The following is a 21,961-nucleotide window of genomic DNA, read 5'->3' as shown; positions in this document are numbered from 1 at the left end:
GGTCCCTTCAGTTCGCCGTGCCCAGTGCCGCCTGCCACGCGCCGAAGATCGCGTCCCTCGGACGGATGCCGGTGGCGATGCTGACACCCTGCAGGTGGGAGGTGCGCAGGATCGGGTAGTTGGCCTCGCCGAACACGCCGCCGGTGAGCCCGGTGCCGCCGTGGGTCGGGAGGTAGGGCAGGAAGCCGATGTGCGAGTCGTTGACCTTGAGCAGGCCACCGCCGTTGATCCGGTCGACGAACCGTTCGACGACCTCGGGGTCGTTGGCCCACACCGAGTTCCGCAGCCCGTACCGGTTGCTGTTGACGAAGTCGACGAACCGGTCGAGCAGCACCTCGTCGCTCGCGGGCTCGGCCACGACCAGCGGCAGCAGCGGGAAGAACGTCTCCTCGCGCACCGCGTCGACCTCGCGGGCGCCCTCCAGTCCGCGCACGAGCACCACCGTCGGTTCCAGGAAGACGCCGTTGGGGTCCCTGGTCTCGTCGGTCTGCATCGCGTACCCGCCGCACACGAGCTCGGCGCCCTTGTCGAGCGCGTCGGCGAGCACGGCGAAGAACTTGTCGTTGCGCAGCACCGGGGTGAGCAGCACGTCCTCCTCGGAGGCCGGGCCGGGGCGGATGTGCAGCGCGGTGCGGACCAGCAGCCGGACCAGCTCGTCGGCGACGTCCGGGTGGACGAGCACGTGGTTGGGGATCATGCAGAGCTGGCCGGAGCCGAAGAAGCTCTCCGACAACGCCTCCGCCGCCAGCTCCAGGTCCGCGTCCTTCCAAACCACGACGGCGTCGTTGCCGCCCAGCTCGAGGATCGGCTTCTTGCCGGCGGAGACGCAGCGGTCCTGGAAGCGGATGCCGTTCTCGCTGCTGCCGAAGTACATGATGTCGTCGACAAGGGGGCTGTCCAGCCAGACGTTGAGCATCGGCGCCGGGTCGCCGCACACCACGTTCAGCGTGCCGGGCGGTGCGCCGATCTCCTCCAGCGCCGGCACCACGACCTCGTGCAGCACGTACATGACGCCCAGTGGTGCGCTGCGCGGGGCGCGGACGACCAGCGAGTTGCCGGCCATCAGCGACGTGACGCCGAGCAGCGCGCTCGACAGCGGCGCGTTCTGCGGCGGGTTCAGGCACACCACGCCGTCGGGCTGGCGGCGCACCAGGATGCGCCGCTCACCGTGCTGGAACTCCTGGCGCATCTGGGACCGGTAGAAGGCCAGCGACTCCGGCCCGTAGCACTCCAGCATCCCGGACACCTGCCAGCGCGCGAGCGCCAGCGGGTGGCCCTCCTGCACGAGGACCTCGGTGATCTCACCGGCCTTCTCGACGAGCCGGGCGTGGATGAGCTTGCCCAGCTCCTCCAGCCTGGTGTCCAACGGGAACGCCGCCCACACCGGTTGCGCGCGGGCCGCGGCCTCGACGGCCCGGTTCACGGTCTCGCGGTCGGCCTTCGCCACCTGCCCGACGATCGAGGCGGGCAACGCGTCGGGGAGGTGCGCGCCGTCTTCCAGCCTGCGCTTCAGCGTCAGGCTGGCGAAGACGTCGTCGAGCAGGCTCGCGGCGTCGACGACGTACACCCAACCGGCGCTGGAGACGTTCCGGCCGTCGACATAGGACAGATATGTGCGCATGGCTCGACGTGGCCCCCTGTTCTGTCGATGTGCCGGTGACTCTTCCAGCCGCCGCTGAGAACCCCCGGAGACAGCGCTGACACCGCGCTTTCAGCACGGTCTCCGGCTCGTCGGCGATGCTGGGCCCCTCCCGGCCACCGAAGGAGATCCGCATGAGCACCGTGGACGACACCGTCCGCTTCGACCTGGCCCGGCACGCGGTGCGCGAGTTCGGTGAGAACCCGAGCGCGTTCCTGGCGCTGAACTCGGGCAACGAGTACTTCACCGCCGCAGGTCACACGGGTGTCATCGCCTACCGCACGGCCGGTCGGTACCTCGTGCAGTTCGGTGGGGTGCTGGCGGCGCCGGAGGACCAGGAGCCGCTGCTGCGGGCGTTCCTCGCACACGCGGGTGCGCACAAGCGAAAGGTCGTGTCCATCCAGCTGCAGCCGGCCGATGTCGAAACGTACGTTCGTGCGGGGTGCACGATCAACCAGGTCGGTGCTTCCTACTCCCTGGAATTGTCCGGTTTCTCCCTGCGCGGCACGAAGTTCATGAAGCTGCGCAACAAGATCGCGAAGGCGCGGCGCAGCGGGGTCGAGGTCGCGGAGGTGCCGTACGAGCAGCACCGGGACGACCTGAAGACCATCGACGGCCAGTGGCTGCGGTCGAAGGGGCGGCACGTCAAGGAGATCGAGTTCCTCGTCGGCGAGTGCGGCGGCGCGGTGCAGGAGGACCGCAGGCTCTTCCTCGCGACGATCGGCGGCGAACCGATCGCCTACGTGTCGTACTCACCGGCGTTCGGCAGCAGGAGCGGGTGGCTGCACGACCTCAGCCGGCGGGTTCCGACGGTTCCACCGGGGGTGATGGAGCTCGTGAACTCCGTCGCGATCGAACGGTTCCGCGAGGAGGGCGCCGCGTGGCTGCACTTCGGCTTCACGCCGTTCACCGGTCTGTCACCGGATCTCCGCACGTCTACGGCGAGTCCGTTCACCGACCGGCTGATGCGGTTGCTCGCCACGCACGGTGACGCCGTCTACCCCGCCGCGAGCCAGTTGGCGTACAAGGAGAAGTGGGGACCGCAACTCGTTGTGCCGGAGTACCTGGCGTTCCACGGCAAGGCGTCGCTCGGCGCGGTCTGGCAGATACTCCGGATCACCAGGTCGGTGTGACCGTTCAGCGCAGCAGGGCGGGGTCTTGCTGGAGGATCCCGTGGAACTTGTCGCGCAGCGCCTGGCTGGGTTCGAGTCCGAGGTCGACGGCCAGGCGCTGGCGCAGCTGGTGGTAGAGGTCCAGCGCCTCCGCCTGGCGTCCGGCCTGGTAGAGAGCGGTCATCAGCTGCCCGCAGAACCGCTCGCGCAACGGGTGCTGCTGGTGCAGCTGTTCCAGCTCGGTGATCAACGCCCGGTTCTCGCCGAGGGCGAGCTGCGCGTCGAACAACCGCTCATAGGCATTCAGCTTCGTCTCCGCCAATCGGGCGTACGCGAGCCGGGAGATGCGGCCGTGGCCGGTGTCGATGAGTGCCGGACCGCGCCACAGGGACAAGGCCTCGGTAAGGACCGCGATGACGTTCAACGAATCCATGTCCGGTCGCAGGCCGACCTGGTTCACCATTTCACAAAACTTCAGCCCGTCGATATCTTGGGGTGCCAGCGCCAACGCGTAACCGGCATCCGAAGTCTGCACGATATCGCGCAGGGACTCGCGCCCGGTCTCCTCGCCGAGAATCTTGCGCAACCGCGCGACATGCCCCTGCAGGGAGTTCGCTGCATTCCGCGGCGGGGAGTCCGGCCACAACTCGTCGATCAGCTGCTCCTTGGTAGCGGGCCGACCTGCGCAGAGAGCGAGCGCCGCCACCAGTGCCCGCAGCTTCTCGCCCGGCACCCTGAACTTCACGCCGTCCTCGGATAACTCGAGCGGTCCGAGAATGCTGATCTTCACGAATACCCCCGACTACCGTGTGCGGACGTTCGGAGGTTGATTTCGCAGGAAAGCGCGCACGCCAGCGTGCGCCCCCCAACGCGACCCCCCGCAGCCTTGTCAGCAGACTAACCTCACGCAACGTCGTCGTCAAACGTCACAGCGTGATCCAGGGCTGCAATCCGATAGGCAGGATGCAAGAGCCCTGTACCCTCGAAAACCGGTATTGTTCGGCTTGCGTCGCACACGTATTCGGGGTCAGGGGGAAAAATGACTGAGACACGGCTGGCGGGGGTGACGCCCGACGCACCGTGGCGTCGGCTGGTGGCACTCGGCGACCCCGGTGGCATCGGCCCGTCCTCGCGCAAGGGACTCGCCAGGCACCTGCGCGACACCCACACGAGCCTCGCGTTCCTCGACCTCTGCCGCACCAGGGCGTCCATTTCGGACACCCGCGCCCGGCACCTCACCCGCGCACTGGACTTCCGCTGCGACCTCGCGCTGGTGCTGTGCGGAGGACAGGACGACGCCGCGAACCCGTACGACGCGGAAGTGGAGCTGGGCCGCGTGATCGGGCCGTTGCGCGACGCCGGTGCGGACGTGCTGACGATCGTGCCGCCCACGTCGACCCGTTCCCCGCTGCGCGACCGGTTCGCCGCGGTGTCCATGCGGCACGGGGCGTTGTACCTGCACCTGGAGTCGACGGCGCAGACCTCGGTGCTGGGCGAGGTCGTGCGCACCCTCAACGCGAAGGTCTGGTCTCGCCGGCAACGCGTCTCGTCGTGACAGTCCTCAGCAGACGGTCGTCCGGCCTTTTCGGACGGACGACCGTCTGTTGTGGATCGGGTCAGTTCCCTGCGGCGAACCAGTCCTCGATGCTCGTCGCCTGCAGCTGCGCGCCGGCGTTCGGGACGAGCTGCCTTCCGGTCAGCGCCGTGCCGAAGTACTGCGCCCGTGGGTCCGACACGACCTCGCGCTCGTCCTCGCGCCGCGTGAGCACCGTGCGGATCCACCCGTCCATCGTGAACTCCTCGGGCCCGCCGATCTCCAGCACGCCGTTCACCGGCTCGGTCGCCGCCGTCCTGGCCACGACCGCCGCCACGTCCGCCGCGGCGACCGGCTGGACACCGCCGTGCGGGAGCCGCACCACGCCGTCCGCGGTGGCGCTGTTCGCGATGGCGCCGGCGAACTCGAAGAACTGCGTGGCGCGGATGACCGAGTACGTCAGGCCCGACGCCCTGATGAGCTCCTCCTGCGCCACCTTCGCCCGCAGGTAGCCCGAGTCCGGCAGCTCGTCGGCGCCGACGATCGACAGCGCGACGTAGTGACCGACCCCGGCCTGCCGTGCGGCGTTGACCAGGTTCGTCGTGGCCGTGGTGAAGAAGCGCAGGACGTCCTCGTCGGCGAACGACGGCGAGTTCGACACGTCCACGAGCACGTCGGCGCCCTTCACCACCTCCTCGACGCCTGCGCCGGTGACGGTGTCGACGCCGCTGCTCGGGGACGCCGCCACCGCCTCGTGGCCGTGCTCCCCCAGCCGCTTCACGACCTGGCTGCCGATCAAGCCGGTGCCGCCGATGACAACGATCCTCATGGTCCGTCCCTCTCGTGGGCCCGCTGGTGTGCGGGCGTTCACGAGCTAGGACAAGACAGCCGGCGCGGTTGTGACGCGCTGCGAACGCCCTCCTAGGCGAACGCGCCCAGCTTCTCCGGGTTGACCAGCCACATCACCTGGTCGATGCCCTCCTCCGACACCGCTACCGTGATCACGCCGAACACCGTGCCGTCGCGTTCCAGCCGGATCGCCGCCTGCCCGTTCGCCTCCACGTACGAGACGTCCTCGGCCGTCCAGAACGTCGGTGCCCAGGCCGCGAAGATTTTCGCCAGCGCGGTGGCGCCGTACAGCGGGCGGCCGGCGGCGCGGACCTTGCCGTTGGAGTCGGACCAGCTCACCACGTCCGCGGCGAACAGCTTTTCCAGGCCGGCGAGGTCACCTGCCTGGGCGGCGGCGGCGAAGGCCTCCAGCAGCTCGCGTTGCCTGGCGGGGGTGGCCGGGGTGCGGCGGGAGTCGGCGAGGTGCTTGCGGGCGCGGCTGACCAGCTGGCGTGCGGCGACCTCACTGGTCTGGACGACCTCGGCGATCTCGCGGTACGGGTAGTCGAACGCCTCGCGCAGCACGTAGGCGGCGCGTTCGGTGGGGGTGAGCTTCTCCAGCAGCATCAGCACGGCCAGCTCCAGCACGGCACCCCGTTCGGCGCCCAGCTGCGGGTCGGCGGCCGTGTCGACCGGTTCGGGCAGCCACGGGCCGGCGTAGGTCTCGCGGCGGGCGCGGGCGGTCCGGCTCTCGTTGATGGCGAGGCGGGTGATGGCCGTGGCCAGGTACGCCTCGGGGTTCAGCACCGCGGCGCGGTCGGCGGCCTGCCAGCGCAGCCACACCTCCTGCACCAGGTCCTCGGCGTCGGCCACGCTGCCGGTCATCCGGTACGCGATGCCGAAGAGCCTGGGCCGCGCGGCCGCGAACGCCGACTCCGCCTGCTCGAGCTGCGTCATCCGCCACTCCGTTCCGTCTCCGCACCCACCGTAGCGCCGGCCCCCGGCGGCGGTCGCCGCGGTGGCGGATCTCCACAATGGAGGGCGTGATCGACCGACCTGAGCCGCCGCTGACCGGGAACGAGCGCGACACCCTGCGCGCGTTCCTCGACTTCCACCGCGCCACCCTCGCGCTCAAGTGCGCGGGGCTGTCGGACGAGCAGCTGCGCCGCCGGTCGATGCCACCGTCCACGCTCACCCTGCTGGGGCTGGTGCGGCACATGGCCGAGGTCGAGCGCACGTGGTTCCGGCGCGTGATCAACGGCGAGGACGTCACCAACGTGTGGTCCGCCGACAACGACTACCAGGTCGCCTACGACGCGAGCGGCTCGACGCGCGCGGAGGCGTTCGCGGCGTGGGAGGCCGAGGTCGCGCACGCCCGCAGGATCGAACGCGCCGCCGAGTCGCTCGACATCACCGGCTACCAGCCCAAATGGGAGCAGCACGTGTCGTTGCGGCTGGTCATGCACCACCTGTGCCACGAGTACGCACGGCACAACGGCCACGCCGACTTCCTGCGCGAGGCCCTCGACGGCTCGACCGGCACCTGACCCCTGCCTCTGCCAGCATCTGCAAGTACCACCAACTCAACATCAACAGGCACTTTTCCACTACCAACAGCGCCGCCGACCGTCCGTGGGTCCGGAGTCTCCTTCGTCAGACGGCGAACATGTTGGTGGTACTTGCAGATGCCTGGGCAGCAACGGGGGTGGCGGTGGTACCGGCTAGAGGGATCGCCAGACGTAGAGGTGCTCCCCGGCGGCGCGTGAGCGCGCGGCCAGTGCGATCAGCTCGTGCAGGTGCGGGGCCAGGTCGAGCGGCTCACCGGTGTGCGTCGCGAGCTCCTCGATGCCCGCCCAGCGCCGCGCCAGCGCGGGCACGTCGGCGGCGGGGATGTCGGCCAGGGTGTCCCTGACGTCATCGGCGAACTCGCAGACCCACGCCTCGAACTCGCTGTCCTCGTCGCTGACCAGCGTGGTGGCGGACAGGCCGGGGTGCCACTCGACGTCGCGCACGAACCCGATCAGCTGACCCAGCACCACGTCGGGTTCGAGGCCGGCGACGGTGTCCAGGTGGTTCAACGGTCCGCCGTCCACCACGAGCGCCGCCTGCTCGGCGCCGGGTGCGCGGAAGTAGTCGTTCAGAACGCCCACGTGCTCCCCCAAAAGATGTCCGGCGGAGCATAACCACACGGGTCCCGGGGCTGGAGTTGTGGTCGTCGCGGCTCGCATCGAACGGGCCCGGGGCGGGTATTCCCCGTGACGGCGGCACCTCGACCCGCGAGGGCCGCCGACCTGCGGAGGTGAGCTCGTGCTCTTCCACGTGCGAATGGACGTCTCGCTCCCCCACGACCTGGATTCCGCGCGACGGGCGGAACTGGTCACGGCGGAGAAGGAGCGGGCGCTGGAGCTGCAACGCCTGGGGGTCTGGCCGCACCTGTGGCGGGTCGTGGGGCGCAGCGACGTCATCGGGATCTTCGACGTGCCGACCAACGACGAGCTGCACGCCGTGCTGTCGTCGTTGCCGCTGTGGGAGTTCATGGACGTCGAGGTGACGCCGCTGGCGCAGCACCCGTCCGACCTCGCGGCCCAGGGCTAGGCCGCAGGCCGAGCTGGCGGTCGTGCAGCCGCCGCCACACCAGCAGGGAGACCACCGCTCCGCACAGGCACAGGAACATGTCCCACTGCGTGTCCCACTGGTCGCCCTGCGTGCCGAGGAAGTCGTCGGCACCGGCTCCCAGGACCACCGCGCTCAGCCACTCGACGAACTCGAAGCACGCGCTGATCGCCAGGCACACGCACGTGCTGAGGAACGCCACCCAGCCGCCCGGCCGCAACGGCGTCCGGCGCAGCAGGACCTCCCGCACCGCGACCGCGGGCACGAACCCCTGGACCACGTGGGCGAACCGGTCGTAGTTGTTGCGTTGCGTGCCAAGCCATTCCTGTGCCCACTCGCCGAGCGGTGTCTCCGCGTAGGTGTACTGCCCGCCGTAGCAGAGCACCAGCGCGTGCAGCACCAGCAACCAGCACAGCAACCGGGTCAGCGGAAAGCGCTTGCGCAGCAACACCACCAGCGGCAGGCCGACGACCACCCACACGACCTCCAGCGCCCACGTGCCGGGTGACCTCGCCAGCACACCGGTCACCACCAGCGCGGCGACCACCACGCCGACCAGCACCCGCCCCTCGATCCGGCCCGGCCCGTGCACAGTGGACTCCATGCCGGATCACCGTAGTGGTGCGGCGGCACCGGTCTCGGCACCCGGCCGTACCACCGCGCCGAGCAGTCCCGCAGCGGCGGCGCCGAGGAACGCGGTGAGGTGGCCGAAGTGGTCCACCGCCACGCCGGCGAGCAGGGCGCCGACGGCCTGCCCGACAGCGATCAGCAGGAACGACGTTCCGACACCCGTGGCCGGCCGGTCGCCGTGCACGCGCGTGCTCCATACCAGCAGCAGCCCGCTGAGCGCGATGTAGGAGGCACCGAACAGGCCGGCGGCGGTGAACGACACGGCGACGTCGCCCGGCCACAGCGCGAGTGCGGCGGTGGCCGCGGAGAGCAGGACGAGCACGGCGGTCCAGGCGGTGCGCAGGCCCAGGACGCCGGTCAGGTGACCGCTGACCGCGCCGAGCAGCCCGGCCAGTCCGATCAGCGACCACATCAGCGCGGCGGCGGTCGGCCCGGTGCGCACGACGTCGCGGCCGAACGTCCACACCGCCGAACTGGCCAGGCCCAGCAGGAACGCGGCGGTGAGCAGCGGCGCGGCACCGGGCGGCAGCAGCGACCCCGTCCCCCGGCCCGTCGCACCGCGTCCGTGCGGCACCGTCGCCACAACCCACGCCGTGACGGCGACCGACACCACGGCGAACGCCGCCCAGGCGAGCCGCCAGTCGTCCAGCAGGACCAGCGCGACCGGTCCGGACAGCAGCACGCCCACGCCGGTGCCCGCGTTCACCACCGACTGCGCGCGGTCCTGGCGCGCCGCGTCGACCGTGCGGGCGATCGCCTCGGCCAGCGGCGGCGACGCCAGACCGGTGCTCACCCCGGCGACCAGGACACCGGCCGCGAGCAGCACGCCGTTCGCCGAGACGGCGACGAGCGCGGTGCCGGCGGCGGCGAACACCCCCGCGCCCACCGCCACCGGCCGCGGACCGTACCGGTTGGTCAGCAGGAACCCGGCGACGACCGCGATCCCGTAGCCGGCGTAGCTGCCCGCGCCGATGACGCCGAGCAGCGTGGAGCCCAGCGCGAACTGCTGCTGGAACGCGGGCGCGAACAGGCCGTAGGCGAACCTGGCGAACCCGTAGCACACCCCGACGAGTGCCGTGCCCGCACAGATCAACCCCACCTGCCGCCTGTCCACGATCCTCCCTTGGTAGAACGTCAGTTCTACTCCTAGACTAACGGCGTGGCCCCTTCAGCGCGAGAACGCATCCTCGTCGCCGCCTCCGAGCTGTTCTACGGCGACGGCATCGCGAACACCGGCGTGGACGCCGTGGTGGACCGCGCCGGGGTCGCGCTCGGCTCGGTGTACAAGAACTTCGGCGGCAAGGACGGCCTGGTCGAGGCCTACCTGCGCCGCCGGGACCACCTGTGGCGCGCGACCTGGGAACGGGTGGCCGCCGACGCCGCGACACCGCTGGACCGGGTGCTGTCGGTGTTCGACGCCCTGCTGCTGTGGTGCCGCGACCAGGGCGCCGACCAGGGCTGCGCGCACGTCGCCGGGCTGGTGCAGTTGCCGGCCGGACATCCGGCGGTCGAGGTGGCCCTCGCGCACAAGAACCACCTGGTGCGCCGCCTGGCCGAGCTGGCGGCGGGTCTTCCGGCGGTGGACGAGGTCGTCGCGGACGTGGCGATCGTCTACGAGGGCGTTCTCGTGCGGATGCAGCTCGGGGCCGATCCGGAGAAGGTCATCCCGCGGGCCCGGAAGCTGGCGGAGACGGCGATTCTTTCTCGTTAGAACTCTCGTTCTAGTTCGGGTCGGCGTAGTTGCAGATTTCCACGAGGTTGCCGTCCGGGTCGCGCACGTAGACGCTGCGCATCTGCCCGAGGGCCCCGTCGCGCTCCCCCGGCCCCTCCTCGACGGGAACGCCGTGGGCGGCGAGGGTCGCGAGCACCTCGTCGAGCGGGTCCTCGGTGACGAAGCACAGGTCGGCGCTGCCGGGCACGACGTGGCGGGCCTTGGGTTCGAACTCGTGGCCTGCCTCGTGCAGGTTGATCTTGCTGTGGCCGAAGGCGAGCGCCTTGCGGTCCTCGCCGAAGGTCATCTCCCGCATGCCGAGCACGGTCACGTAGAAGTCGAGCGTGGCCCGCAGGTCGGTGACGGTGAGGACGAGGTGGTCGAGCCGGTCGATGCGCATCACCCCAGTCTGCCGGTTCGCGGCGTTCAAGGAGGTCCTCGCCGAGGTCGCGCGGACCTGCCGCCACTGAGCGGGCGTTGCCGGCCCTGTGCCGGGTCAGGTGACCGCTCCGCCGGGAACAGCAGGGGGCGGCGGTGGTTGCGATAGGGGTTCGCGTCGTTGCGGTACGGGTTTCCCGGATCGGCGTACCGGTCTTTCCCGGTGCCCTCCACCGACGTGAAATTACGTGGTGGCCTGGACGGATGTCGTTCGTAGCGTGGTGAGAGCGCGGGTTGTCTCCGCGTTCTCCCCTGCGAATGAAGGACATGACAGCTCATGGCGAGATGGAAAACCTCAGCGGGTGTGATCGGCTGTGTGATCGCCGCGGCCGGGTCGGCTCTCGTGCTCGCGACGCCGGCGTCGTCGGCGCCTTCGGCCCCCGTCCTCAACGCCGGGTCCGCCGATGCGGTGCCCGGCAGGTACATCGTGGTGCTCAAGGGCACCGCGACCGCGCAGGGCACGGCCTCGGCTGCCTCGTCGGTGGTCCAACGGCACGGCGGTCGCACCCGGCACGTCTTCGACGCGGTGGTCGGTGGCTTCTCCGTGTCGATGTCGCCGGAGCAGGCCGCGCGCACGGCGGCGGACCCGGCCGTCGAGCGGGTGCAGCAGGTCGTGCGCATGCAGGTGCTCGACACCCAGCAGAGCCCGCCGAACTGGGGTGACGACCGCATCGACCAGCGCGACCTGCCGCTGGACAGCAAGTTCACCTATCCCGCCAACGGCGGGGAGGGCGTGCGCGTGTACGTCCTCGACTCCGGCATCAACGCGAACCACCAGGACTTCACCGGCCGGATCGCGGCGGGTTACGACTTCGTCGACAACGACTCCACGCCGCAGGACTGCAACGGTCACGGCACGCACGTCGCCGGCACGGCCGCCGGAACGCGGTACGGCGTGGCCAAGAAGGCCACGATCGTGCCGCTGAAGGTGCTCGACTGCGGTGGGAGCGCCTACGACGACGACCTCATCGCCGCCGCGAACTGGGTGGTGCGCAACGGGTCCGGGCCCGGCGTCGTCAACTACAGCATCGGCTGCCGTCAGCGGTGCCCCAGCAACCCCGCGCTCGAGAACGCCGTCACCGGTGTCGTCAACAGCGGCGTGCAGTGGGTCATGGCGGCGGGCAACTCCAACGACGACGCCTGCCAGTACAGCCCGCAGCACCTGCGGGCGCCGATCACCGTCGGCAACAGCAACCGTTCCGACGCCCGCCGTTCGGACAGCAACTACGGCACCTGCCTGGACATCTTCGCCCCGGGAACGGACATCGTGTCCGCGGCGTACAACAGCAACACCGGCTCCGCCACCATGTCCGGCACGTCGATGGCGTCGCCGCACGTGGCGGGCGTCGCGGCACTGCACCTCGCGCAGAACCCGTCGGCCACCCCGGCGCAGGTGCGCGATGCGCTGGTGAACAACGGTTCCACCGGCAAGCTCAGCGGCATCAACACGGGCTCGCCGAACGTGCTGCTGTACTCCGGCTACCTCAACGGCACCCAGCCCGGTGGGGTCACCGTGGCGAACCCCGGTGACAAGACCGCGACGGTCGGCCAGTCGTTCCAGCTGAACAACAGCGCGAGCGGCGGGTCCTCCCCGTACACCTGGTCGGCCACCGGTCTGCCCGCCGGCCTGTCGATCAGCTCGACGTCCGGTTCGATCACCGGCACGCCGACCACCGCCGGCACGGCGAACGTCACCGTGACCGCTCGCGACAGCGCGGGCAAGACCGGTTCGGCGTCGTTCCGCATCGTCGTCGGCACCACCGGCGGCGGTACCTGCCCGGCCGTGACCAACTCGAACAGCGGCCAGATCCTCGACTACTACACCACGCAGAGCGCCATCACGATCACCTGCTCCGGTGCGGCGTCGGCCACCTCGACGGTCGCGGTGGACATCACCCACACCTACATCGGTGACCTGCGGGTGTACCTGACCGCACCGGACGGCACCACCTACCAGCTGCACAACCAGACCGGTGGCGACACGGACAACCTGGTGCGCACCTACACGGCGAACCTGTCCAGCGAGTCCCGTGCGGGCCGCTGGCTGCTGAACGTCTACGACGGCGGTCCCGGCGACACCGGAACGCTCAACCGGTGGACCCTGACGCTCTGACCTGAGCGAACGGTCCCCGCGCAGGAACAGGGGTGCCCGGCGGTCACCACCGCCGGGTACCCCTGGCTTCGTCTCAGCCCCGGCCGATGAGGTGGTCGTTGTCCCGCAAGGACTGCCGGGTCACCCCCAGTTTGCGCAACACCTTGGCGACGTGTTGCTCGACCGTGCGCGGCGACAGGAAGAGGACGTCCGCTATCTCGTTGTTGCTGCTGCCCGCGGCCACCAGCCGGGCCACCTCGCGCTCACGAGGTGACAGGTCAGAGCCATAACCCCGGCGACCGGCACGCGAAGGGGTCGCCCTGACCCCGAACTCCCGCAGCAGGTGCCGGCAGCGGGCGGAGTCGTAGGTGGCGCCCAGTGCCTCGTAGTCGTCGATGGTCCGGGTGAACGCCCGCACCGCTGCCGCCGGGTCGCCGGCGAGCAGGGAGGTGTCGGCACGCTCCCGTGCCCCGACGGCCAAGTACGACGCACCCATCTCCTCGTACGCGCGCGCTGCAGCGGTGTGGTGCTCGATCGACGACCGACCGCCGTGGTCGGCGAGCGCGCCGTGACAACTGTGCAACGCGGCCACGGCGAGCGGCGCGTCCATCCCGCTCACCCCGTCCGTCAAGTCCCGCACGACGGCCTCGGCGTCGGCGACCCGGTCCGCCGCCAGGTAGGCGTCCACGGCAGAGGGTGCGACCTCTCCCGCCCACGCCCACACGCCCTTGCGGCGCAGCAGCGCCATGCCCGCGTCCGCCTCGATCCCCGCACGCTCCACGTCACCGTCGCGCAGCGCGATCCGGACCAGACCGGCGGCGCAGCCGAGCGCGACCGGCGCGAACGCGTTGCGCGGAGTGCGGACGTGGGTACCGGTGAAGTGAGCGACGGCCGCCGCCCGCTCGCCGCGGGCCAGCGCGTGCAGGCCGAGCACCATGTTCAGCTCGTCGGTGATCGCGGCGAGCTCGTGGTACTCGGCCAGCAGGGCCCGCGCCCTGGCCGCCAGACCGTCCCAGGCTCCCGTGAACCAGTCGAGGACCAGCGCGGTGCTCCGCGCTCCGCTCAGCACGTACAGGCTGCCGGTCTCCTCCGCCGCCCGGATTCCCGTCCGCAGGTACCGGCGGGCGTCGCCGAACATGCCGATCGTGGTCATCGCGTCGGCCAGGTTGCAGTGGACCCGGGCGACCTGGCGGTGTTCGGCCATCGTCCGGCCCGTCTCCGGCACCGCCGTCAACCGGTCGCGGACCCCGGCGTCGCCGATGACGACCAGCGAGCCGATCACGTTGGCCAGCAACGACATCCGCATCGCGGGGTCGGCGCTGCGGTCGATCGCCTCGTCGGCCTTGCGCAGCCACGGCCTGAGCTCGGTGAGCGGGGTGTCCCCGATGAACGGCTGGGACAGCATGCTCATCGCCCTGGCCGCGAGGTCCGGCCGGCCGGCGAGCTCACCGACGGCGATCTCCATCTGCGCGCGCGCCTTCGCGACACCTTCCTCCTGCTTGACGAAGAGCATCGCCAGCAGCATGCGCACCTCGCCGCGCGCACCCTCGGACAACCTCGGGTCGACCAGCAGCTTCTCCAGCGCCTCCGCCGGGCCGTACGAGTCGAGCCCGAGCGCCGAGACCTCACCGAGCTTCGTCCCCAGCCGGTCCACCTCGGCACCGGACAGCCACGGCTCGGCCAGCAGGCGCCGCAGCAGCGGGATCGCCGCGGACGCGTCGGACAGCACGAGCGCCTGGTCGGCGGCGGCCTCGCCGTAGCGCAGCCAGTCCTCGCGCCGCCCCACCCTCCTGCAGTGCTCGGCCAACTGCACCAACGGCGGCCGGTCGAGCCCGGCGAGCACCACCACCGCGCGCTCGTGCAGCTCGTACCGCTCCAGCACCCCCACCGCGCGGTAGACGGCCTGCCGGGCCAGCGTGTGCCGGAACTCCAGGACCCCGGCGCCGCCGTCGTGCAGCAACGTGCTCGCCAGCGCCTCGGTGGCGGCGGCACGTACCGCGCTCCCGTCCAGTCCGGCGACCTCGCCGATGAGGTGGACCGTCGCCGGCACGGCCAGGACGGCCGCCGCGCGCACGAACTGCCCGGCCTCCGCGGGCAACGCACCCAGCCGCTCCGCCGCGGACTCCAGCAACAGCGCCGGAACCTCGCCACCGCTCGTCAGCCGCCGCACGGCCGCGCTGTTCGCCACCACCTCGTCCGAGCCGCCGCGCAACGAGCGCAGGACCTCCTCGACGACGAGCGGCAGCCCCGCGGTGTGCCCGTGCAGCTCCGCGGTGAACTCATCGCTCACCTCGTCCGTCTCCAGCGCGGCCGCGGCGAGCGCGGCCACCTCGTCCACGGTCAGCGGGGCAGGCCTCACCAGTTCCGTCGTCACGCCCGGCCCAGGCCGGTACGCCGTGCCCAGCGGCATCGCGGTGGGCAGGTCCTCACGCCGGTAGGTCACCACCACCGCCAACCCCGCGGGCGGGTCGGCCATCAGGAACCGGAGCAGCTGCAGCGTCCCGTCGTCGGCCCAGTGCAGGTCTTCGACCACCAGCACGGTGTCCCCCAGCGCCACCAGCACCGCGCGGATCGCCCGGAACAGCAGGTGCCGGTCGAACGAGTGGCTGCCGTTCACTGTCACCGGCTCCGGCAGCACGTCGGCCAGTTCGGGCAGCGCCTCCCGCAGGGCCGCCGTCACCGGGCTCAGCGGCCCGCACCGCTCGATCCGCGCGCGGCACCGGCCGAGCGCCTCCAGCACCGGCCCCAGGATGAACGGCTCGCGCAACTGCTGGCAGTGTCCCGTCAGGACGGTGCGCCCAGCGGCCTCCTCCGACGCGAGCAGCTCACGCACGAGCCGGCTCTTGCCGATCCCCGCTTCCCCCTCCACCTGCACCAGCGCGGGCAGGTTGCGCAGCGCGCGGTCCATCACCTCGAGCTCGTCGCGGCGGCCGACGAACACCGAGCTGTCCCGCACGACCAGAGACCGGACCAGGACCCCGTCCCTCCTCTCGGCGGCGAAGACGGGCTCGCTGCCTTCGAATGGGCCAACAGGGTACGTGACGTGCGAAGAAGACGTAAGGGACGACTTCGAACCGGCGGCGGACCTCTCCTGCAGCGAGGAGTGAACTGGGCGGCGCCTGCTCACCGCGCCCGCGGTCGCGGTTGACGCCTGCGCTCAGGCGTCGAACGAACGGCGGGCCGCTTCGATCTCCCGCAGGTGCTTCGTCGTCCACGCGCACATGGCGTCGACGGTCTGGCGCAGCTCCCGGCCCGGTTCCGTCAGCGCGTAGTCGACCCGCGGCGGCACGGTCGGGTGCACGAACCGCGACACCAGCCCGTTGCGCTCCAGCAGCCGCAGGTTCTGCGTGAGCATCTTGTGGCTGATCCCGTCGACCAGGGCGCGCAGCTCCGTGAACCGCCGGGTCTCGTCACCGATCGCCTCGATGATCAGCAGCGCCCACTTGTTGGCGACGTCGGAGAAGATCTCGCGCGCCAGCGAGTCAGCGCGGGCCAGGTCCGCGTCCTGCGGCAGCGTGAACTGCTTGCTCACCTTTAGGTTCCCCAGTCACGATAAAGTGCGTTCTTCCAGGTCAGCGTTCACTCTCCTATGGTTTCCCAGTAACCACAAGAGAGCGAGAACCTGAACATGATCACCCTGGTCAACCCCGACGGCCTGCCGCAGATCGACGTCTACCACCAGGTGGCGGTGGCGAGCGGGAGGACGGTGCACGTCGCCGGGCAGGTCGCCTGGGACGCCGGGCCCGACCTGGCCGAGCAGGTCGCGCAGGCCTACCTCAACGTCCACACGGCGCTGCGGAGCGTCGGCGCGACGTTCGACGACCTCGTCAAGGTCACCGTGTACGTCGTGGACTGGACGCCGGACAAGATGCCGCAGCTGCTCGAAGGCATCGCGAGGGCGGCTGCGGAGGCGGGCAGCACGCCCCGGCCGCCGGCCACGCTCATCGGCGTCCAGGCGCTGGACGTGCCGGAGCACCTGGTCGAGATCGAGGCCACGGCGGTCATCGACTGATCCACCGGTGGTCACCGGCGGAGGGTGACCGCCAGCGCCACCGCGGCGGTCAGGGCGATGACCCCGCTCACCACCAGCTGGTTGAGCCACACGACGGAGTTCCAGTCGGAGTCGCGCAGCAGCGCCGCCACTACCAGGGCGAGGGCCAGTGCGATCGTGATCTGGCGCAGCAGCGGCACGTCCAGCGGCGCCATCGCGCGGACCATGCCGAGCAGCATGACCAGCACCGCGAGGCCCATGGACACCCAGTAGGGCTCGAAGGCGTTCACCGCCGCGTCGAAGTGCAGGACCGGTGGCGCCGCGATCAACCACACACCGGCCAGGAACGCGGTGACGCCTGCCCTGCTCTCGACGGTCCGCCCGCGCGCATCCCCCACGCGAACGATTCTCACCTCTTGGCGGCGCTGAGGGAATACCCGTGCGGGATGTGCAGGACCTGTGCAGGTTCGGTGAAAGGGCCGCGCACAACGGGCAACCGCGCGCCGGGCGCGTTCTACCGTCGGGCATGGACACCGTGGACGTGCTCGTCGTGGGCGCGGGACTGGCCGGTCTGCGCACCGCCCGCCTGCTCGCCGAGGCCGGGTTGGACGTGGCCGTGTGCGAACGGCGCGGCGACCTCGGCACCGGCATCCGCACCACCGGCATCTTCGTGCGGCGCACGCTGGAGGACTTCGACCTGCCGCACCTGGGGCCGGCGGTGCGCAGGGTGGTGCTGTACCCGCCGAGCCTGACCAGGCCGGTGGAGCTCGTCAGCGGTCGTGACGAGTTCCGCGTCGGGCACATGGAGGGCGTGTACGCGCAGGCGGTCGAGGACGCCCGGCGGGCCGGTGCGCAGGTCACCCTCAACGCCGGCTACCCGGCGAAGGCCGTGAAGGCGCGGTTCACGATCGGTGCGGACGGGGCGCGGTCGACGGTCGCGCGGCAGCTCGGGCTCGACGTCAACCGCACGATGATCACCGGTGTCGAGGAGGTCTACCCGGTCGCTCCCGGCGGGACGCCGACGTTCCACTGCGTGCTCGACCCGCGGCTCGCGCCCGGCTACCTGGCCTGGGTGATCGACGACGGCGAGCACGCCCACGTCGGGCTCGCCGGCCGCGCCGACCGGTTCACCGCGCCGCTGCCCCGGCTGCTGCGCAGGTTCAAGGACGGCTTTCCCACCCCCACACCCACCGGCCCGGTCCGGCGGCGCGGCGGGCCGATCCCGGTGGGCGGGGTGCTGCGCCGGATCGTCAGCACCGAGGGGTTGCTGGTCGGGGACGCGGCGGGGGCGGTGTCGCCGTTGACCGCGGGCGGGCTCGACCCGTGCATGCGGATGTCGGAGCTGGCGGCGTCGGTCACGGCCGACTACCTGCGCAGCGGCAACCGGTACGTGCTGGAGCACTATGACGGGGCGGGGCTGCGGCGCCGGTACGTGGCGCGCGGGGCCATGCGGCGGGGGTTGTCGCTGGTGCGGGCGCCCGGTGTGGCGGAGGCCGCGTTCAGCGGGCTGCGGACGTGGCTGGGACGGGCGGTGGCGGCCAGGATCATGTTCACCTGACCGCCACCGCCCCTGCCGTCAGGCCGTGAGCAGCGTCAGGCCGTAGACCCGCAGGATCTCGTTGACCGGCTGGAACCACGTGCGACCGCCGCTCGCGCAGTTGCCGTAGCCGCCGGACGTCACGCCCTGGGCCTGGTCACCGGTGATGAACGAGCCGCCGGAGTCGCCCGGCTCCGCGCACACCGACGTGCCGACCATCTCGTAGACCGCGCCCTGCTGGTAGTTCACGGTCTCGTTGCGGCCCTGCACCACACCGCAGTGCCAGTGCGTGGTCGAGCCAGAGCGGCACACGGACGTGCCGGGCGGGGCCTCCCACGAACCGCGCACCAGGGCGTCGCTCACCTGGCCCCAGCCGAGCACGACCGGCACGTTCCACCAGCCGCCGCCGGTGCGCACCCAGCCGTGGTCGTCGGTGGGGAACGACGAGCCGACGAACTCGCCCTGCCAGGAGCGGTCCCAGCCGTGGACGTTCCAGGCGCCGACGTTGCAGTGCCCGGCCGTCACGTAGCCGCCGTGCACGGAGAACCCGATCGAGCACCGGACGTTGCCGGTGTAGAACGGGTCACCGCCGACGGTTCCGGCGGCGAACGTCTGCGGCTGCCGGACGCCGTCGCGCTGGACCACGACGTCCTTCGGCAGTGCGGAGACGTCCGCAGCGGGCTCGGCCTCGACGACGACCGTGCCGCTCGGCACGTCGACCCTCCACGACGCGATGCCGGGCGGGATCTTGCCGGACTTCGACATCCGGTCGATGTCGTTCTTCACCGCGGTCAGCGACGCGAGCGACTTCGCCCGCAGCACCGGTGTCGCACCGGTGGCCCGCACGGCGTCGGCCTTCGCCGGGTCGGTGACGGCGACGTTCAGCTTGCCGTCGGCGAACCAGCTGCCGCCGTAGGCGTCACCGGCCGCCGCCTGCGCGGACGGGTCGATGCGCAGCGCGGTCTTCTCCTGGCCGATCCGCGTCACCGCCTCGGCCTTGCTGATGCCGAAGTCGCGGCTCATGGCGTCGACGACCTCGGCGGAGGCCACGGCGGCGGGGACGACGATGGTGCTGAGTACGAGAGCTGATACGGAAACAACGCGCAGCAACACTTTTCCTCCTAGGGTGCCCAGGGTGAGGTGGCGGCCCAGCTGACGTCCTCGGCATAACCTGCAGGGTTGTCGTAGACGTGTGCGCCGCCGCTCGATGCGACCCAAACCTCCTCTGCGTAGTGCCTGATGTTGGTGCCGAGCTCGTTGAACGACTCCAGTCGCACGCCGCCCCGCCCCGGCTGGGCGCAGAACGTCGCGTCGCGGCGGAACAGGTCGGTGTTGTCGTTCGTGCCGAGCTGGACGCGGAAGTCGGCGTGCCTCAGGAACTGGTTGGGGAAGTTGCGGGCCTCCAGCGAGTAGCACGACGGGTCGGCGAGACCGCGCCGGACCACGAACGTCGCGTCCGCCTTGAGCACCGCGTCGCTGCCGCCGGCGACGACGTCCGTGCGGGCCAGGCCGTCCCGGTGCCGCAGGTAGCGGTCGGTGAAGCCGGGCGTGGTCACCCGGAACGACCGGGCCTGGTCCAGCGGCAAGTCCGCGCCGCTGCGCCACAGCGCACCCGCCACCGCCCACGTGGTGTCCGCGGCGAACGAGCTCGCGGTGTCCCACGGGTTCGGGCCGCCGGAACGCGCCAGGTAGACGTTCTCGCCGTAGTGCCGGATGAACGCACCGCGCTGGTTGTACGACTCCAGCGCGGTGCCGCCGGAACCCGCGCGGGCGCAGAACGTCGCGTCGCCCGCGGCCGGGTTCGCCGCCGTGCCGATCCGCGCGCCGCTGTGCCGCAGGTACCGGCCGGGGAAGTTGCGCGACTCGAACGACAGGCACGAGGCGTCCGCGAGACCGGGCCGCGCGAAGAACGTGGCGTCCAGGCGGTCCAGGTCGGAGGACGGCACGTCGGTGCGCGCCAGGCCGTCGCGGTGGCGCAGGTAGCGGTCGGTGTGGCCGGAGGTGGTGACCCGCAACGAGACCACGTCGTCCGGGCCGACCGCCGTGCCGTTCGCGATCGCCAGGACGCGCAGGTTGATCTCGCGCACCCGTGCCTCGGTCATCTTCAGCACCTGGCGGTCGTAGGTGTAGAAGCCGTTGACCTCGTTCTCCACGTCGTACGGTTCGGTGTAGACCGAGCCGGACAGGCCGCGCGTGTGCACCATGCGGGCGACCTGCTTGGTGATCTCCACGTACCGCGTGGTCAGCGACGTCTCGTCCGGGTACAGGGCGCCGTAGGCGAACCCGCGGCCGGGCTGCCACTCGTGACCGGTGATCCGGCGGCCGAGACCGCCGAACTCGCCGAGCACCGCCACCCGGCGCGCGTCGGGTGTCCTGGTGGCCGTGGTGATCTGGTAGTGGTGGTCGTCGATGACGTCGCCGTTGCCGGGGTCCGGGTCGGAGACGCAGCAGTTGGCGCCGGAGTTGTGGTTGACGAGCCTGGTGCCGTCGATCGACCGCACCAGGTCGGTGATGCGGCCGGCGTCGTACTCGCCCCAGCCCTCGTTGAACGGCACCCACTGCACGATCGACGTGATGCCCTTGAGCTGGTCGATCACCCGGCGCAGCTCGGACTCGAACGCGGTGTGGCCGTTCGGGACCTCGTCGACGGCGTCGAGCGACGGCATGTCCTGCCACACCAGCAGGCCCAGCCGGTCGGCGTGGTAGAACCAGCGGGCCGGCTCGACCTTGATGTGCTTGCGGACCATGTTGAACCCCAGTGCCTTCTGGCGTTCGAGGTCCCACCGCAGGGCCGCGTCGGTCGGGGCGGTGTAGATGCCGTCGGGCCAGTAGCCCTGGTCGAGCGTGCCGAGCTGGAACACGAACTTCCCGTTGAGCAACGGCCGCATGACACCGCCGACCAGCGCCTTGCCGAGCGAGCGCATGCCGAAGTAGCCGGTGACCGCGTCACCGCTGCTCGACGTCACCCGCAGGTCGTAGAGGAACGGGTCGTCCGGCGACCACAGCCGCGCGTTCGGCACCGGGACCCGCAGGCGCGCACCGGTCTGCCCGGTCGCCGTGCCCACGACCTGACCGCCGCTGAGCACCTGGGCGGTCACGGTCTGGCCCGCGGTGCCCTGCACGACCAGGTCGAGCGCGCCGCCGGGCACGTCCGGTGTGGTGTCGAGGCGGGTGATGTGCTGCGCCCGCACGGGTTCCAGCCAGACGGTCTGCCAGATCCCGGACGCGGCGGTGTAGAAGATGCCGTCCGGGGTGCGGCGCTGCTTGCCGATCGGGTAGCGGCTGCCGTCGACCGGCGAGTGCACGCCGACGACGACCTCGTTGCTGCCCGCGCGCAGGGCGGGCGTGATGTCGAACGAGAACGCGTCGAAGCCACCGGTGTGCGTGCCGACCTGGGTGCCGTTGACCCAGACCCTGGTCTCCCAGGTGACCGCGCCGAAGTTGAGCTTCACCCTGCGACCGTCCCAGGTGGACGGAATGGCGAAGGTCCGGCGGTAGAACATGGTGTCCTCGTGCCGTTTGATGCCCGACAGGGCGGACTCGACCGGGTACGGCACGAGGACCCCTTCGGCCAGCGGCCTGCCGAAGGGCGGTGAGCTGAGGTCGGGAGCACCCGTGAACTCCCAGACCCCGTTGAGGTTCTGCCACTCCTGCCGGACCAGCTGCGGTCGCGGGTACTCGGGCAGGGCGTTGGCCGGTGACACCTGGCTGGTCCACGGTGTCGTGAGAGGTGCGGGTTTCGGTTGCCACTCGGCGGCCTGCGCGGCCGTCGGTGTGACGGTTGTTGCTGCGACGAGGAATCCGACCAATACGCCCAGGACGCGTCTGGTCATGGC

Annotated in this window: 21 protein-coding genes; 8 read left to right on the top strand and 13 right to left on the bottom strand. The window is 71.0% G+C overall.

Going from position 1 to position 21,961, the window contains the following annotated elements; all coding sequences use genetic code 11:
* Nucleotides 1-7 precede the first annotated feature (7 nt).
* On the bottom strand, nt 8-1,621 hold the full coding sequence (locus tag ACZ7CH_RS08300; protein ID WP_470373434.1) for an aldehyde dehydrogenase family protein: 1,614 nt from the start codon (nt 1,619-1,621) through the stop codon (nt 8-10).
* Nucleotides 1,622-1,773: 152 nt separating this feature from the next.
* Here ACZ7CH_RS08300 and ACZ7CH_RS08295 point away from each other — a divergent pair, with 152 nt between their 5' ends.
* Complete coding sequence (locus tag ACZ7CH_RS08295) at nt 1,774-2,772, top strand: bifunctional lysylphosphatidylglycerol flippase/synthetase MprF (RefSeq protein ID WP_360387813.1); 999 nt, start codon at nt 1,774-1,776, stop codon at nt 2,770-2,772.
* A 4-nt stretch (nt 2,773-2,776) separates the two neighbouring features.
* Here ACZ7CH_RS08295 and ACZ7CH_RS08290 read toward each other — a convergent pair whose 3' ends face one another.
* Nucleotides 2,777-3,541 carry an AfsR/SARP family transcriptional regulator gene (locus ACZ7CH_RS08290; protein ID WP_360387810.1) on the bottom strand — a complete coding sequence of 255 codons (765 nt, stop codon included), beginning with the start codon at nt 3,539-3,541 and terminating at the stop codon, nt 2,777-2,779.
* A 249-nt stretch (nt 3,542-3,790) separates the two neighbouring features.
* Between ACZ7CH_RS08290 and ACZ7CH_RS08285 the strand changes: the two genes are divergently transcribed.
* On the top strand, nt 3,791-4,306 hold the full coding sequence (locus ACZ7CH_RS08285; RefSeq protein WP_360387807.1) for an SGNH/GDSL hydrolase family protein: 516 nt from the start codon (nt 3,791-3,793) through the stop codon (nt 4,304-4,306).
* Nucleotides 4,307-4,367: 61 nt separating this feature from the next.
* Here the strand turns inward: ACZ7CH_RS08285 and ACZ7CH_RS08280 are convergent, their stop codons facing one another.
* Both ACZ7CH_RS08280 and ACZ7CH_RS08275 read right to left on the bottom strand, forming a co-directional pair.
* Nucleotides 4,368-5,114, bottom strand: coding sequence for an SDR family oxidoreductase (locus ACZ7CH_RS08280; RefSeq protein ID WP_360387805.1), 747 nt, complete (start codon nt 5,112-5,114; stop codon nt 4,368-4,370).
* A gap of 92 nt (nt 5,115-5,206) precedes the next feature.
* On the bottom strand, nt 5,207-6,070 hold the full coding sequence (locus tag ACZ7CH_RS08275) for an RNA polymerase sigma-70 factor (protein ID WP_470373433.1): 864 nt from the start codon (nt 6,068-6,070) through the stop codon (nt 5,207-5,209).
* An 86-nt stretch (nt 6,071-6,156) separates the two neighbouring features.
* Between ACZ7CH_RS08275 and ACZ7CH_RS08270 the strand changes: the two genes are divergently transcribed.
* Nucleotides 6,157-6,660: a DinB family protein gene (locus ACZ7CH_RS08270; RefSeq protein WP_470373432.1), complete on the top strand. Its 504-nt coding sequence runs from the start codon at nt 6,157-6,159 to the stop codon at nt 6,658-6,660.
* Nucleotides 6,661-6,834: 174 nt separating this feature from the next.
* On the opposite strand, the gene ACZ7CH_RS08265 is transcribed toward ACZ7CH_RS08270, so the two are convergent.
* A complete protein-coding gene (locus tag ACZ7CH_RS08265; protein WP_470368463.1) occupies nt 6,835-7,263 on the bottom strand; it encodes a hypothetical protein in 429 nt (142 codons plus the stop codon).
* Between the two features lie 157 nt (nt 7,264-7,420).
* Here ACZ7CH_RS08265 and ACZ7CH_RS08260 point away from each other — a divergent pair, with 157 nt between their 5' ends.
* Nucleotides 7,421-7,708 (top strand): muconolactone Delta-isomerase, encoded by a 288-nt coding sequence (locus ACZ7CH_RS08260; protein WP_360387795.1) that lies wholly within the window; start codon nt 7,421-7,423, stop codon nt 7,706-7,708.
* Here ACZ7CH_RS08260 and ACZ7CH_RS08255 read toward each other — a convergent pair.
* Both ACZ7CH_RS08255 and ACZ7CH_RS08250 read right to left on the bottom strand, forming a co-directional pair.
* On the bottom strand, nt 7,647-8,330 hold the full coding sequence (locus tag ACZ7CH_RS08255; RefSeq protein ID WP_470373431.1) for a DUF2238 domain-containing protein: 684 nt from the start codon (nt 8,328-8,330) through the stop codon (nt 7,647-7,649). The two genes, ACZ7CH_RS08260 and ACZ7CH_RS08255, sit on opposite strands and share 62 nt — an antisense overlap.
* A 6-nt stretch (nt 8,331-8,336) precedes the next feature.
* Nucleotides 8,337-9,470 carry an MFS transporter gene (locus ACZ7CH_RS08250; protein ID WP_470373430.1) on the bottom strand — a complete coding sequence of 378 codons (1,134 nt, stop codon included), beginning with the start codon at nt 9,468-9,470 and terminating at the stop codon, nt 8,337-8,339.
* A 45-nt stretch (nt 9,471-9,515) separates the two neighbouring features.
* Here ACZ7CH_RS08250 and ACZ7CH_RS08245 point away from each other — a divergent pair, with 45 nt between their 5' ends.
* Complete coding sequence (locus tag ACZ7CH_RS08245) at nt 9,516-10,067, top strand: TetR/AcrR family transcriptional regulator (protein ID WP_470373429.1); 552 nt, start codon at nt 9,516-9,518, stop codon at nt 10,065-10,067.
* Nucleotides 10,068-10,077: 10 nt separating this feature from the next.
* On the opposite strand, the gene ACZ7CH_RS08240 is transcribed toward ACZ7CH_RS08245, so the two are convergent.
* Nucleotides 10,078-10,467 carry a VOC family protein gene (locus tag ACZ7CH_RS08240; RefSeq protein WP_360387786.1) on the bottom strand — a complete coding sequence of 130 codons (390 nt, stop codon included), beginning with the start codon at nt 10,465-10,467 and terminating at the stop codon, nt 10,078-10,080.
* Nucleotides 10,468-10,782: 315 nt separating this feature from the next.
* Between ACZ7CH_RS08240 and ACZ7CH_RS08235 the strand changes: the two genes are divergently transcribed.
* On the top strand, nt 10,783-12,618 hold the full coding sequence (locus ACZ7CH_RS08235; RefSeq protein WP_458433155.1) for a S8 family serine peptidase: 1,836 nt from the start codon (nt 10,783-10,785) through the stop codon (nt 12,616-12,618).
* Between the two features lie 73 nt (nt 12,619-12,691).
* Here ACZ7CH_RS08235 and ACZ7CH_RS08230 read toward each other — a convergent pair whose 3' ends face one another.
* Together ACZ7CH_RS08230 and ACZ7CH_RS08225 are read right to left on the bottom strand one after the other, a co-directional pair.
* A complete protein-coding gene (locus ACZ7CH_RS08230) occupies nt 12,692-15,553 on the bottom strand; it encodes a helix-turn-helix transcriptional regulator (protein WP_470373428.1) in 2,862 nt (953 codons plus the stop codon).
* Between the two features lie 201 nt (nt 15,554-15,754).
* The gene (locus ACZ7CH_RS08225) at nt 15,755-16,129 is read right to left on the bottom strand and encodes a winged helix-turn-helix transcriptional regulator (RefSeq protein WP_360387778.1); all 375 of its coding nucleotides are present in this window, start codon (nt 16,127-16,129) and stop codon (nt 15,755-15,757) included.
* A 96-nt stretch (nt 16,130-16,225) separates the two neighbouring features.
* On the opposite strand from ACZ7CH_RS08225, the gene ACZ7CH_RS08220 reads away from it, so the two are divergent.
* Nucleotides 16,226-16,609, top strand: a complete 384-nt coding sequence (locus ACZ7CH_RS08220) for a RidA family protein (protein WP_360387775.1) — start codon at nt 16,226-16,228, stop codon at nt 16,607-16,609.
* 11 nt (nt 16,610-16,620) lie between these two features.
* On the opposite strand, the gene ACZ7CH_RS08215 is transcribed toward ACZ7CH_RS08220, so the two are convergent.
* A complete protein-coding gene (locus tag ACZ7CH_RS08215; RefSeq protein WP_360387772.1) occupies nt 16,621-16,986 on the bottom strand; it encodes a hypothetical protein in 366 nt (121 codons plus the stop codon).
* Between the two features lie 128 nt (nt 16,987-17,114).
* On the opposite strand from ACZ7CH_RS08215, the gene ACZ7CH_RS08210 reads away from it, so the two are divergent.
* Entirely contained in the window at nt 17,115-18,146 is a 1,032-nt protein-coding gene (locus ACZ7CH_RS08210) for an FAD-dependent oxidoreductase (protein ID WP_470373427.1), read from the top strand.
* 18 nt (nt 18,147-18,164) lie between these two features.
* On the opposite strand, the gene ACZ7CH_RS08205 is transcribed toward ACZ7CH_RS08210, so the two are convergent.
* Both ACZ7CH_RS08205 and ACZ7CH_RS08200 read right to left on the bottom strand, forming a co-directional pair.
* Nucleotides 18,165-19,238 (bottom strand): S1 family peptidase, encoded by a 1,074-nt coding sequence (locus ACZ7CH_RS08205; protein ID WP_360387766.1) that lies wholly within the window; start codon nt 19,236-19,238, stop codon nt 18,165-18,167.
* A gap of 8 nt (nt 19,239-19,246) precedes the next feature.
* A complete protein-coding gene (locus ACZ7CH_RS08200; RefSeq protein ID WP_470373426.1) occupies nt 19,247-21,958 on the bottom strand; it encodes an AbfB domain-containing protein in 2,712 nt (903 codons plus the stop codon).
* Nucleotides 21,959-21,961: the final 3 nt, after the last annotated feature.

The organism is Lentzea sp. NPDC037011, assembly GCF_055607425.1.
The sequence above is the reverse complement of the archived record's forward strand: the minus strand, read 5'-3'. Positions and strand labels throughout refer to the sequence as shown.